Origin of the sequence: Lonsdalea britannica, assembly GCF_003515985.1 — a bacterium.
Taxonomy (GTDB): Bacteria; Pseudomonadota; Gammaproteobacteria; order Enterobacterales; family Enterobacteriaceae; genus Lonsdalea; species Lonsdalea britannica.
Window position 1 is genome coordinate 1680266 of record NZ_CP023009.1, and the last position, 13293, is coordinate 1693558.

Genomic DNA, 13293 nt, shown 5'->3' on the forward strand with positions numbered 1-13293 from the left:
TTTCGTTTGGCAATACTGTAAACATCATCCGCTGCGGATAACACCATGAAACAGAATGCAGGCTTGGGGCTTTGTCTGGCTTTAACCACCGCTGTTTGCTGGGGCGCTCTGCCTATCGCTATGAAGCAGGTTTTGAGTGTGATGGATCCGTATACCGTTGTTTGGTATAGATTTTTGATGGCTTCATTCGGGCTTTTCATTCTTCTGTATTTTAAGGGAACGATGCCTCGATTTCGTTTGCTACGACGTCGCCGTTGGTGGATTTTGCTATTGATCGCAACGTGCGGTCTGCTAGGTAACTTTGTTCTATTTAGCTCGTCATTAAAATATCTCAGCCCTACGGCTTCTCAAGTCATCGGACAGCTCTCTCCGGTCGGGATGATGTTTGCCAGCGTACTCATCCTGAAAGAAAAAATGCGTGTGACTCAGGTGATTGGCGCTATTACGTTGCTGAGCGGCCTGTTGATGTTCTTTAACACGAGCCTGATTGAGATTTTTACCCGACTGAGTGACTACACATTAGGCGTGTTGTTGGGTGTGGGCGCTGCGACGGTCTGGGTGACTTATGGGGTAGCGCAAAAAGTGCTTCTAAGGCGCTTATCATCCCAGCAGCTCCTGTTTCTGCTCTATGTGCTGTGTGTCATTTTCATTACACCAGTGGCAAAGCCTGGCGTCTTGTTACAACTCAGTAGCTGGCAACTGGTGTGCTTAGTGTTTTGTGGTGTGAATACGGTTGTTGGGTATGGCGCGTTAGCAGAGGCGATGGCGCGTTGGCAGGCGGCTCAGGTCAGCGCCATTATTACGCTGACGCCACTGTTTACTCTTATGTTTTCCGATTTGTTAGCGTTAGGGTGGCCTTCGATCTTTACGCCTCTATCGCTTAATTTTATTGGTTACGTCGGTGCGTTTGTGGTTGTGGCTGGGGCGATGTTCTCAGCGGTGGGTCACCGCTTTTTCCCGGTAAAACAGCAAGTAAGCGAAATTCCTGGCATCAACACCGACAGCAAATAAGTCGGCCGTGAGGTAATTCCGGCGGTTTGTGTAGGCTGTTTATTTTTAATACAGGTGAAATCTTCGCGCTAAGCAGGTACAATCAGCGCCCATTTTAACGTGATGGTTCTGACTGCGTCGTTTTCAGTGACGGATAGCTTCACACGCTGTCCTTTATAAAATCAAAGAGTTACGCCAAAGAGAACCAATAACAGTTAAAAAAAGTCAATTATTCTCTATTGGTTTTTTTGCGGAGAGAGTTCATGAAGTTTGTAGATGAAGCCAACATTCTCGTGGTGGCTGGCGATGGTGGCAATGGTTGTGTCAGTTTCCGTCGCGAAAAATATATCCCTAACGGCGGGCCTGATGGTGGCGACGGCGGCGACGGCGGCGACGTTTACCTGGTTGCCGATGAAAACCTGAACACCTTGATCGACTATCGCTTCGAGAAATCGTTCCGCGCTGAACGCGGTCAGAACGGCCAAAGCCGCGACTGTACCGGTAAACGAGGTAAAGATATCACCATCAAAGTCCCTGTCGGGACGCGTATTAAAGATACCGGCACGGGAGAAATCCTGGGGGATATGACTCGTCATCAGCAACGTCTGATGGTGGCGAAGGGCGGATGGCACGGTCTGGGCAATACCCGTTTTAAATCTTCTGTTAACCGGGCGCCTCGTCAAAAAACCAACGGCACGCCGGGTGAAGAGCGCGAGCTGCTGATGGAACTGCTGCTGCTGGCCGATGTGGGGATGTTGGGGTTGCCGAACGCGGGTAAATCTACGTTCATTCGAGCCGTTTCTGCTGCGAAGCCTAAAGTCGCGGATTATCCGTTTACGACACTGGTTCCGAGTCTGGGCGTTGTGCGTATGGACAGTGAGCAAAGCTTTGTCGTTGCTGATATTCCGGGTCTGATTGAAGGCGCTTCCGAAGGTGCGGGTCTGGGTATTCGCTTCCTTAAGCATTTGGAACGTTGCCGCGTGCTGCTTCACCTGATTGATTTGGCGCCGATCGACGAATCTGATCCGATTGAAAATGCGAAAGTCATCATCAATGAGCTTCATCAGTACAGCGAAACGCTGGCTGAGAAACCCCGTTGGCTGGTGTTCAACAAAAGCGACCTGCTGGATAAAGCCGAAGCTGAAAAACGCGCGCGTGATATCGCCGCCGCACTGGCTTGGGAAGGTAATTACTACCTGATCTCTGCTGCCAGCCATGATGGCGTCAATGCGCTCTGCTGGGATGTCATGAGCTTCCTGAAGACTCAGCCGAAAATGCAGGCTGAAGAAGAGAAAGCGACGCCTGAGAAAGTAGAGTTCATGTGGGATGACTATCATCGCGAACAGCTTGAAACGGTGAAAGACGAAGCGGAAGAAGAGTGGGACGATGACTGGGACGAAGAAGACGATGATGGCGTAGAGATCATCTACCAGCATTAAGCCTGACGTTATACCCAAATAAGAAAAGTTTGCTTGTTGTATCAATTACCCTTATCTGCTGACGCAGATAAGGGCGTTTTTTATTAAGGCTCCCAGCGCCTTAGTTGTTCTGATAGATATCTTTATAGAGTCTGCTTTCGAATCGCACCAGAGGAACGCGACGTGTCTTTTGGTTATCTGCGGAGTAGCCGGAAAGATACTGTACAAACGCCATTCTCTGACCGCTGGCTGTCGTAATGAAGCCCGCAAGATTATACACACCCTGCAACGCCCCCGTTTTTGCTGAAACTTTGCCGTCAACGCCCGCTTCATGTAACCCGCCTCGATAGCGAAGCGTGCCGTCATATCCCGCCAGAGGCAGCATCTTGATGTAGTTCAACTCGCTATCGTGCTGAGCGATGTATTGCAGCACCTGCATCATGGTTGCAGGTGCAAGCAAGTTGTGGCGAGACAAACCCGAACCATCCACGATGACACTGTTGCCAAGATCGACCCCCGCTTTCTGGCGTAAGATCTGACGTACCGCATCAGAGCCAGCGCGCCAGGTGCCCGGCACATTAAACCGTTCATGCCCAATGGTACGAAACACCGTATCCGCGATCATGTTGTCCGACTTTTTCAGCATGACCGTCAGCAATTCATGCAGAGAGTCAGACTGTGTTTGCGCCAAAACCGTCCCCGTCAGTCCCGGTCGAGTTTGTCTGCGCAGGCTGCCAGCGATGCGGATATCCGCTTCCAGTAACTCATCTTTAACGATAGCGCCGGCATAGCTGCCGCCATCCTGAACGGCAAATGCCAGGGGGAGGGGATCTGAACGCTGCGTTAAACACCCAGTAAGGGTAAAACGATTCAGTTCTCCCGGAACAACATCCAGTTCGCAGTATTGTGCGTCGGGCGAGCCTTTCGCCAGCGTCCTGACTTCACTATACATCTGAACGGGATAGTAAGAGGCAACGCGGATGAAAGCATTGTCTCCGGGATTTGGAGCGCTATAGAGGGATACAGAGAAGCAATTTCTATCGACGATGGCTGCGGCAGGCGGCGCGCTAAAGCATTGCGTCATATCATTCCACGGCCACCCGGGGGCTTTGTCATGGCTCGCGAATACGGAGGTATCGATCAGCACATCGCCAGCAATTTCGCGGATACCATTTTTTTTCAATACCTGTACCATGGAACGAATCTGCTGGCGTTTTAATGTCGGATCGCCGCTGAAACGCACAATCAGATTTCCACGCAAAACGCCGCTGCTGACTGAGCCTGTGCTTTCCATCGTGGTCGTGAATCGAAAATCGGGACCGAGTTGGAGTAGTGCCGCCAATGCAGTAATGACTTTTTGCGTACTGGCGGGTAGCGCCATTTGCTGGCTGTGATAATCAAGCGTGGGAGAGGGCGCTCCCACTTTCTGCACCACCAACGCCAAATTGGCGCCGTCAGGCAGGTATTGTATATAGTCCTCCACCGGGGCGGCAGCCGAGGCAGTATGCAGAATACAGGTGCAGAGAAGGCCGGTAGCAATAGATAAAAAACGCATAATCTCGGTTAAGCACAGGGTAACGTGTGGCAATACTACGGCCCAAGGTGGGCTAAAGTAAACGATGATCCCCATGGAACTCTGGGGTAAAATACGTATCAAAATGCAAAACCGAGCCTGCCCTGGAAAAAACTATTTCCGGGTTAGGCCGCTTTTGTTTGAATTGTCAGGGTGCGCTGCAGAAAAAAGACACCCCGTCGCATTTTATTCTATCGCGTCAGGAAGACGGTGATTTAAGTCCTATGGATTTTTAGAGGTATAGACAATATGAAACAGTTTCCGATGACGTTACGTGGTGCTGAAAAGTTACGCGAAGAGCTTGAACATCTGAAAATGGTTCGCCGGCCGGAAATCATTTCGGCGATCGCTGACGCTCGCGAACATGGTGACCTGAAAGAAAATGCGGAATACCACGCAGCCCGTGAACAGCAAGGGTTCTGCGAAGGCCGTATTCAGGAAATTGAAGCGAAGCTTTCAAACGCTCAGGTGATTGACGTCACCAAAATGGCGGCCAACGGCCGTGTTATCTTCGGCTCCACTGTCACAGTGATGAATGTTGATACAGAAGAAGAACAGACCTATCGCATCGTCGGCGATGATGAGGCGGACTTCAAACAAAACCTGATCTCGGTTAACTCGCCTATCGCGCGCGGATTAATCGGCAAAGAAGAAGATGATATCGTTGCCATCAATACCCCTGGGGGGCTGGTGGAATATGAGATTCTGAAGGTCGAGTATCTCTGATTGTTCGAGATATCGACAGTGTTTGTAAAGAAAAGCAAAAGGCCGCATGCGGCCTTTTCTCTTACCAGAGGTCGTGGCACTTTGCAGTCAAGGCAAAGTAACCTGAGGTAAAAAATGTTATCGTGGCAATACGATCTTCCGTTCTTTAGCCGGACGATAGAGCACTAAGGTGTGGCCGATGACCTGGACTTTAACAGCCTTGGCTTCGCGCAGAATTGCTTCGACGATTAACCCTTTGGTTTCACGATCCTCAGCGGCGATTTTTACCTTGATCAGTTCGTGATGTTCTAAAGCTTGCTCGATCTCAGCCAGTACACCTTCGGTAAGGCCATTGTTGCCTAACAGGACAACCGGTTTTAATGGATGTGCCAGGCCTTTCAGGTGCTGTTTTTGTTTGTTACTCAGATTCATGGTCTTTTTTGCTTAGGTTGGGATTGAAAACGGGTCATTCTACCGCCATCTCACCATTATCACCATTGTAGAGTGGGTGATTGGCTCTCAATGAGACGTTCGGTTCGACAAAAGCGCCTTAATTTAGAATAGTTGGAAAATAGATGGCTAACAAAAAGCGTTCTGCGAGTTCCAGTCGTTGGTTGCAGGAACACTTTAGCGATAAATATGTGCAGCAAGCGCAGAAAAAAGGGCTTCGCTCACGCGCTTGGTTTAAACTTGATGAAATACAGCAGAGCGACAGACTGTTCAAACCCGGTATGACCGTGGTGGACCTGGGGGCTGCCCGGGTGGTTGGTCGCAGTATGTCGTCAGCCAGATCGGCGGTAAAGGGCGTATTATTGCCTGCGACCTTTTGCCGATGGACCCGATCGTAGGCGTCGATTTTCTTCAAGGCGATTTCCGCGATGAATTAGTGCTCAAGGCCTTGTTGGAAAGGGTCGGTGATCAGAAAGTTCAGGTGGTGATGTCCGACATGGCCCCTAATATGAGTGGTACTCCGGCCGTCGATATCCCGCGTTCCATGTATCTGGTGGAACTTGCGTTGGAGATGTGTCGAGATATCTTGGCGCCGGGCGGCAGTTTCGTCGTTAAAGTATTTCAGGGAGAAGGCTTTGACGAGTATTTGCGTGAAGTGAGATCCCTGTTTACGACGGTGAAGACGCGCAAGCCCGAATCCTCCCGGGCCAGGTCCCGCGAGGTGTACATTGTAGCGACAGGGCGTAAACTGTAGTACCCTTACGCTATTTTTTAACACAGTTGTAATATGAGGTTAATCCCTTGAGTGACATGGCGAAAAACCTGATTCTCTGGCTAGTCATCGCAGTAGTGCTGATGTCTGTGTTCCAGAGCTTTGGGCCCAGCGAGTCGAATGGCCGTAGGGTGGATTATTCAACCTTTTTAACTGAAGTGAATCAGGATCAGGTCCGTGAAGCACGAATCAATGGGCGTGAGATCACTGTGGTCAAAAAAGACAGCAACCGATACACGACCTATATTCCTGTCAACGATCCCAAGTTGCTGGATAACCTTCTGACTAAAAACGTAAAAGTCGTTGGCGAACCGCCGGAAGAACCAAGCCTGCTGGCTTCGATCTTTATCTCATGGTTCCCGATGCTTCTGCTTATCGGCGTCTGGATTTTCTTCATGCGTCAAATGCAGGGCGGCGGTGGCAAAGGCGCCATGTCGTTCGGCAAAAGCAAGGCGCGCATGCTCACCGAAGATCAGATCAAAACAACGTTCGCGGACGTTGCGGGCTGTGATGAGGCCAAAGAAGAAGTGGCCGAGTTGGTAGAGTATCTGCGTGAGCCAAGCCGCTTCCAGAAGCTAGGCGGCAAGATTCCTAAAGGCGTGTTGATGGTCGGTCCCCCGGGTACCGGTAAAACTTTGCTGGCGAAAGCTATTGCTGGCGAAGCGAAAGTCCCGTTCTTCACAATCTCTGGTTCTGACTTCGTAGAAATGTTCGTGGGCGTGGGTGCATCCCGTGTTCGTGACATGTTCGAACAGGCTAAAAAAGCCGCGCCGTGTATCATCTTTATCGATGAAATTGATGCGGTCGGTCGTCAGCGTGGCGCGGGTTTGGGCGGCGGTCATGATGAACGTGAACAGACGCTGAACCAGATGCTGGTGGAAATGGACGGTTTCGAGGGCAACGAAGGTATTATTGTTATTGCAGCGACGAACCGCCCTGACGTGCTTGACCCCGCATTACTGCGTCCCGGCCGTTTTGACCGTCAGGTGGTTGTGGGTCTGCCGGATGTCCGTGGCCGTGAACAGATTTTGAAAGTCCACATGCGTCGTGTTCCACTCTCTCCGGATATCGATGCGTCCGTGATTGCTCGTGGCACACCTGGTTTCTCTGGTGCCGATTTGGCTAACCTGGTCAACGAAGCTGCATTGTTCGCTGCCCGCGGTAGCAAGCGCGTCGTCTCCATGGTCGAGTTCGAGAAAGCCAAAGATAAGATCATGATGGGGGCAGAACGACGCTCTATGGTGATGACGGAGTCTCAGAAAGAGTCGACGGCCTATCACGAAGCGGGTCACGCTATCATCGGGCGCCTGGTTCCAGAGCACGATCCTGTTCACAAAGTGACTATCATTCCGCGTGGCCGAGCCCTCGGTGTGACTTTCTTCCTGCCGGAAGGCGATGCGATTAGCGCCAGCCGTCAGAAGCTGGAGAGTCAGATTTCAACGCTGTACGGCGGTCGTTTGGCTGAAGAGATCATTTACGGTTCTGAACATGTTTCTACCGGCGCCTCTAACGACATCAAAGTTGCGACATCCATTGCCCGCAACATGGTGACGCAGTGGGGCTTCTCAGAAAAACTGGGGCCGTTGCTGTATGCAGAAGAAGAGGGGGAAGTCTTCCTCGGACGCTCTGTAGCTAAAGCGAAACATATGTCTGACGAAACGGCTCGCATCATCGATCAGGAAGTGAAGGCATTGATCGAACGTAACTATCAGCGCGCTCGCGAACTGCTGATGGCGAATATGGATATCTTGCATTCCATGAAGGATGCATTGATGAAATATGAAACTATTGATGCACCGCAGATCGATGACCTGATGGGTCGTAAAGATGTTCGTCCGCCAGCGGGTTGGGAAGAACCTTCGTCCAACAATAACAACTCTGACGATAGCGGAACGCCGAATGCGCCGACCCCGGTTGATGAACCGGAGAAGCCTGGTACGGGCAACTCTATGTCAGGGCCGTTGAGCGACAAGTAAGCGCGGTGTGACAGCGTGTTGTTGAAACTGACACCAGTAGTTTATAAACCCCGGCTTGCCGGGGTTTTTTGCTGATTACGTCCAGGCATAGCGGCATGGGCGGGCTGTGGTTTTGAGGAAGAAGGAATGAAATTGAATGCTCGGGGATCGGTGATTGATCTCTCCTGCCCACAGGTGATGGGCATCCTGAATGTGACGCCGGACTCGTTCTCCGACGGCGGTCAACATAACACGCTGGATAAAGCACTGTTTCATGCACAAGATATGATCGTGGCTGGCGCGACGTTCATTGATGTTGGCGGCGAGTCAACTCGGCCCGGTGCGGATGAAGTCAGCGTCGCCGAAGAGCTGGATCGAGTGATACCTGTCGTAGAAGCGTTATCGCAGCGCTTTGAAGTCTGGATATCGGTCGATACCTCAAAACCGGAAGTCATCACAGCCGCCGCCGCCGCTGGCGCGCATCTTATTAACGATGTTCGATCTTTGCAGGAGTCTGGTGCGCTGGATGCTGCTGCTGCAACCCAACTTCCCGTGTGCCTGATGCACATGCAGGGATTGCCGCAGACGATGCAACAAGCCCCACATTACGATGACCTGATGAAAGATGTTTTCACCTTCTTTGAACATCATCTTGGCCGCTGTATCGCTGCAGGAATTCCGCGCGAGCAAATATTACTCGATCCCGGATTTGGGTTCGGTAAAAACCTGCAGCACAACTATAGCCTGTTGGCTCAGATGGAAAGTTTGCATCAATTCGGTCTGCCGCTGTTGGTGGGGATGTCCAGAAAATCAATGATTGGCCAACTGCTTAACGTTCCCCCTAAGGAACGTGTTTATGGCAGTGTCGCCTGTGCAGTAATTGCTGCGCTAAAGGGAGCCCGAATTATTCGAGTTCATGACGTAAAAGCAACCGTGGATGCTATGCGTGTTGTTGAAGCTACACTTTCAGCTAAGGAATAAAAGATGACGAGCAGCCGTAAATATTTTGGTACAGACGGTATTCGTGGCAAGGTCGGTGATTCACCCATAACCCCTGATTTTGTATTAAAGCTGGGCTGGGCGGCCGGAAAGGTTTTGGCACGACATGGCTCCAGGAAGATCATCATAGGTAAAGACACCCGAATTTCGGGTTATATGCTCGAATCTGCATTGGAAGCGGGTTTAGCGGCCGCGGGGTTGTCCGCGTCCTTCACTGGACCAATGCCGACTCCGGCGGTGGCCTACCTGACACGCACCTTCAGGGCTGAAGCCGGGATAGTGATCTCTGCCTCACATAACCCATTTTATGATAACGGCATCAAGTTCTTTTCCATCGACGGCACCAAATTGCCTGACGAAGTTGAAGAGGCGATAGAGGCCGAGATGGAAAAAGCCATCACCTGCGTTGAGTCTTCTGAACTTGGTAAAGCAAGTCGTATTGTCGATGCGGCGGGCCGTTATATCGAATTCTGTAAAGGGACATTCCCCAGCGAACTTAACCTCAACGGCCTCAAAATCGTGGTGGATTGCGCCAACGGCGCCACATATCACATAGCTCCCAGCGTACTGAGAGAGTTGGGCGCGACGGTCATTACGATTGGTTGTAATCCCAATGGGATGAACATCAATGAAGAGTGTGGCGCTACGGATGTAAGACAGCTCCAGAGTCGGGTTGTCGCGGAAAAGGCCGACGTGGGCTTGGCCTTTGACGGCGATGGCGATCGCCTGATTATGGTCGACCATCAGGGTAACAAAGTTGATGGCGACCAAATCCTGTATATCATCGCGCGAGAGGGGTTACGTCAGGGCCAGCTTCGCGGCGGCGCTGTTGGTACGCTGATGAGCAATATGGGCCTGGAGCTCGCGCTGAAACAGCTGGGGATTCCGTTTGCCAGAGCTAAAGTCGGGGACCGCTATGTCTTAGAACTGATGCAGTCTAAAGGCTGGCGTATTGGCGCTGAAAATTCAGGACACGTAATCCTGCTGGACAAAACGACCACCGGTGACGGTATCATCGCGGGGCTGCAGGTATTAACCGCCATGGCCCGCAACCACATGACTCTGCATGATTTGTGTAGCGGCATGAAACTGTTCCCGCAGGTGCTGGTCAACGTTCGTTTCGTCGGCGAACACGACCCGTTGGAAAGCGATGTGGTCAAGCAGGCTGCGATGGATGCTGAGTCAACGCTCGGTGGCCGGGGCCGTGTTCTGTTACGTAAGTCAGGTACTGAGCCGCTGATTCGCGTCATGGTGGAAGGTGAAGACGAAACGACAGTGACTTCTTTAGCGAATGCGATTGCGGATGCAGTGAAAGCCGCAGGGTAAATTTTCCTCTGAACTGGCGACGTCATCGGCGATATTCATCTATCTGTCGATGGCGTTTAATATCTAAGGAATCAGCCAGATAGTTAAAGGTTTAGCAGAGAAGTTAATTTGGTCGCTGGTTTTTTCCTCAATCAATCATCACGAGCCAAAATAGCCTTGCTTAGACAGAATGCTTTGGTTAGTATTCAAACCCGCTTTATAAGGGATAGCTTCTGTATTCCGACTGCGGATGGCGAGCGGTTAAGCCGCAAGAATTCAGCATCCTCATGAAAGAGTTGGGGATAAAGTAATAGGTACATCTATGTACGAAGCGCTTTTAGTTATTTTCCTGCTGGTGTCTATTGGTCTGGTTGTATTGATCATGCTGCAGCAAGGTAAAGGTGCCGATATGGGTGCCTCGTTCGGAGCGGGCGCGTCAGCTACCCTGTTTGGCTCAAACGGCTCCGGCAATTTCATGACCCGTACAACGGCTGTTTTGGCAACGCTGTTCTTTGTCATCAGTCTTATTCTGGGCAACATGAGCTCCAATCACAGCCAAAAAGGCAGTGAATGGGAAAGTTTAAGCCAGCCTGAACCGGCTAAAACTCAGCAGAATACGGCACCCACTACACCGTCGAGCGATATTCCCAAGTAATTAGCGTTACAGGCAACATACCTTGTTGCCAGATTTAGAAGTAAGAAGTGATGCCGAGGTGGTGGAATTGGTAGACACGCTACCTTGAGGTGGTAGTGCCCAAATTGGGCTTACGGGTTCAAGTCCCGTCCTCGGTACCAATCCTAGAGATAACTTGCGTTTTTGCTGTTATCAGCGTAGTATTTGCCACGTTTTCGGACGCGGGGTGGAGCAGCCTGGTAGCTCGTCGGGCTCATAACCCGAAGGTCGTCGGTTCAAATCCGGCCCCCGCAACCAACTAACTTTCCTGTAGGTTTTCTTTCAAAGCTGTTCAGTAAGTTTCTATTGATTCCACAGTCGGTTTTGAAAGAATTCTTAACGGTAAGTTATACCGCGGTTATCCGTGGTAATAGGGTCCAGTTGCATAAAGCCCCGTATATCGGGGTTTTTTGTTATCTGACAACAGAATTACTGGGCTATTAAGCCCTTTTTTTATGTCTTGGGGGTGGGCTTGTCCACATTAGAGCAAAAGTTAACAGAGATGATTTCAGCACCCGTTGCAGCATTAGGCTTTGAGCTGGTGGGCATTGAGTTCGTCCGGGGTCGCCAATCGACGCTGCGTATCTATATTGATAGTGACGATGGGATCACTGTTGATGATTGTGCTGATGTCAGCCATCAGGTCAGTGCGGTGCTGGATGTTGAAGATCCGATCACCGTAGCTTATAACCTGGAAGTATCTTCGCCAGGTCTGGATCGTCCTTTATTCACGGCCGAACACTACGTGCGTTTCCTCGGTGAAGAAGTGAGTCTGGTATTGCGCATGGCTGTCCAGAACCGCCGTAAATGGCAGGGAATAATCAAAGCCGTTGAAGGTGAGATGATCACGGTAACGGTGGAAGGCAAAGATGAAGTGTTCGCGCTGAGCAACATCCAGAAAGCGAATCTGGTACCCCACTTTTAAAGTTTGGATGAGGCAACTAGGATGAACAAAGAGATTCTGGCTGTTGTTGAAGCAGTTTCCAATGAGAAAGCTGTTCCGCGTGAAAAGATTTTTGAAGCATTGGAAATCGCACTGGCAACGGCAACCAAGAAAAAATACGAGCAGGAAATTGACGTGCGTGTCTGCATCGACCGCAAAACTGGCGATTTCGACACGTTCCGCCGTTGGGTCGCCGTCAATGAAGTGACTCAGCCCACCCGTGAAATTACGCTGGAAGCAGCGCAATTCGAAGACCCAAGCATTGAGCTGGGCGGCTACGTTGAAGATCAGATTGAATCTGTAACCTTTGACCGCATCACGACCCAAACCGCTAAACAGGTTATCGTACAGAAAGTCCGTGAAGCTGAACGTGCTATGGTCGTCGATCAGTTCCGTGAGCAAGAAGGTGAGATCGTCACCGGCGTGGTGAAGAAAGTCACCCGTGATAACATCTCTCTGGATCTGGGCAGCAACGCCGAAGCGGTCATTGGCCGTGAAGACATGCTGCCGCGCGAAAACTTCCGTCCTGGCGACCGCATTCGCGGCGTACTGTACGCCGTTCGTCCCGAAGCGCGCGGCGCTCAGCTGTTCGTCAGCCGTTCACGCTCTGAAATGCTGATCGAGCTGTTCCGCATTGAAGTACCGGAAATCGGCGAAGAAGTTATCGAAATCAAAGCTGCCGCTCGCGATCCGGGCTCACGCGCTAAAATTGCCGTCAAGACCAACGACAAACGCATCGACCCTGTTGGTGCATGTGTAGGTATGCGCGGCGCGCGTGTCCAGGCCGTCTCCAGTGAACTGGGCGGTGAGCGTATCGATATCGTCCTGTGGGATGATAATCCGGCTCAGTTCGTCATCAACGCCATGGCGCCAGCAGATGTTGCCTCCATCGTAGTAGATGAAGACAATCACACCATGGATATCGCCGTAGAGTCAGGAAATCTGGCTCAGGCCATCGGCCGTAACGGTCAGAACGTTCGCCTGGCATCACAGCTCAGCGGCTGGGAATTGAACGTGATGACAATCGAAGACCTGCAGGCCAAGCATCAGGCTGAAGCGCATGCTGCAATTGATGTCTTCACCAAGCATCTGAGCATCGACGAAGAGTTCGCGACTGTTCTGGTAGAAGAAGGCTTCTCTACCTTAGAAGAGCTGGCCTATGTGCCGATTAAAGAACTCCTCGAAATCGACGGGCTGGATGAAGAAACGATTGAAGCGCTGCGTGACCGTGCGAAAGCGGCGTTGACCACATTGGCGTTGGCCCGCGAGGAAAGCCTCGGTGACGGTCAGCCAGCCGATGATTTGCTAAACCTGCCTGGTTTGTCCCGTGAGCTGGCGTTTGCTCTGGCTGCACGCGGCGTATGCACGCTGGAAGATCTTGCTGAGCAGGGTGTCGATGACCTGACAGATATTGAAGAGCTTGATGAGAAGCAAGCCGGTGAGCTGATTATGGCCGCGCGTAATATCTGTTGGTTTGGCGACAACAACGAATAACGAACTGTAGCAGGAA

At 51.3% G+C, this 13293-nt stretch carries 11 protein-coding genes, 2 tRNA genes and 1 pseudogene; 12 read left to right on the forward strand and 2 right to left on the reverse strand.

What is annotated here, in order from left to right; all coding sequences use genetic code 11:
* The first annotated feature begins 45 nt into the window (after positions 1 to 45).
* Together CKQ53_RS07930 and cgtA are read left to right on the forward strand one after the other, a co-directional pair.
* Positions 46 to 1011 carry a DMT family transporter gene (locus CKQ53_RS07930; protein WP_085651595.1) on the forward strand — a complete coding sequence of 322 codons (966 nt, stop codon included), beginning with the start codon at positions 46 to 48 and terminating at the stop codon, positions 1009 to 1011.
* Positions 1012 to 1253: 242 nt separating this feature from the next.
* Positions 1254 to 2429: an Obg family GTPase CgtA gene (cgtA, locus tag CKQ53_RS07935; RefSeq protein WP_085651596.1), complete on the forward strand. Its 1176-nt coding sequence runs from the start codon at positions 1254 to 1256 to the stop codon at positions 2427 to 2429.
* A gap of 100 nt (positions 2430 to 2529) precedes the next feature.
* Here cgtA and dacB read toward each other — a convergent pair whose 3' ends face one another.
* Entirely contained in the window at positions 2530 to 3963 is a 1434-nt protein-coding gene (gene dacB / locus CKQ53_RS07940) for a serine-type D-Ala-D-Ala carboxypeptidase (RefSeq protein WP_118894849.1), read from the reverse strand.
* Positions 3964 to 4230: 267 nt separating this feature from the next.
* On the opposite strand from dacB, the gene greA reads away from it, so the two are divergent.
* On the forward strand, positions 4231 to 4707 hold the full coding sequence (gene greA, locus CKQ53_RS07945) for a transcription elongation factor GreA (RefSeq protein WP_085651598.1): 477 nt from the start codon (positions 4231 to 4233) through the stop codon (positions 4705 to 4707).
* Positions 4708 to 4824: 117 nt separating this feature from the next.
* Here greA and yhbY read toward each other — a convergent pair whose 3' ends face one another.
* Positions 4825 to 5118: a ribosome assembly RNA-binding protein YhbY gene (yhbY, locus tag CKQ53_RS07950; RefSeq protein WP_085651599.1), complete on the reverse strand. Its 294-nt coding sequence runs from the start codon at positions 5116 to 5118 to the stop codon at positions 4825 to 4827.
* Positions 5119 to 5261: 143 nt separating this feature from the next.
* Between yhbY and rlmE the strand changes: the two are divergent.
* The 9 genes and pseudogenes from rlmE (at position 5262) to nusA (ending at position 13277) form a co-directional block, all read left to right on the forward strand.
* Positions 5262 to 5890: pseudogene (gene rlmE, locus CKQ53_RS07955) on the forward strand (23S rRNA (uridine(2552)-2'-O)-methyltransferase RlmE).
* 47 nt (positions 5891 to 5937) lie between these two features.
* Positions 5938 to 7884, forward strand: coding sequence for an ATP-dependent zinc metalloprotease FtsH (gene ftsH, locus CKQ53_RS07960; protein ID WP_072000218.1), 1947 nt, complete (start codon positions 5938 to 5940; stop codon positions 7882 to 7884).
* Between the two features lie 126 nt (positions 7885 to 8010).
* Complete coding sequence (gene folP / locus CKQ53_RS07965) at positions 8011 to 8844, forward strand: dihydropteroate synthase (RefSeq protein WP_085651601.1); 834 nt, start codon at positions 8011 to 8013, stop codon at positions 8842 to 8844.
* A 3-nt stretch (positions 8845 to 8847) separates the two neighbouring features.
* Positions 8848 to 10188, forward strand: a complete 1341-nt coding sequence (gene glmM, locus CKQ53_RS07970; RefSeq protein ID WP_085651602.1) for a phosphoglucosamine mutase — start codon at positions 8848 to 8850, stop codon at positions 10186 to 10188.
* Between the two features lie 301 nt (positions 10189 to 10489).
* Positions 10490 to 10822, forward strand: coding sequence for a preprotein translocase subunit SecG (gene secG, locus CKQ53_RS07975; protein WP_085651603.1), 333 nt, complete (start codon positions 10490 to 10492; stop codon positions 10820 to 10822).
* Between the two features lie 52 nt (positions 10823 to 10874).
* Positions 10875 to 10962 (forward strand) — tRNA-Leu (locus CKQ53_RS07980).
* Positions 10963 to 11021: 59 nt separating this feature from the next.
* A tRNA-Met gene (locus CKQ53_RS07985) sits at positions 11022 to 11098 on the forward strand.
* Between the two features lie 214 nt (positions 11099 to 11312).
* Positions 11313 to 11765 (forward strand): ribosome maturation factor RimP, encoded by a 453-nt coding sequence (gene rimP, locus CKQ53_RS07990; RefSeq protein WP_026739639.1) that lies wholly within the window; start codon positions 11313 to 11315, stop codon positions 11763 to 11765.
* A 21-nt stretch (positions 11766 to 11786) separates the two neighbouring features.
* A complete protein-coding gene (gene nusA / locus CKQ53_RS07995; protein ID WP_085651604.1) occupies positions 11787 to 13277 on the forward strand; it encodes a transcription termination factor NusA in 1491 nt (496 codons plus the stop codon).
* Positions 13278 to 13293 lie beyond the last annotated feature (16 nt).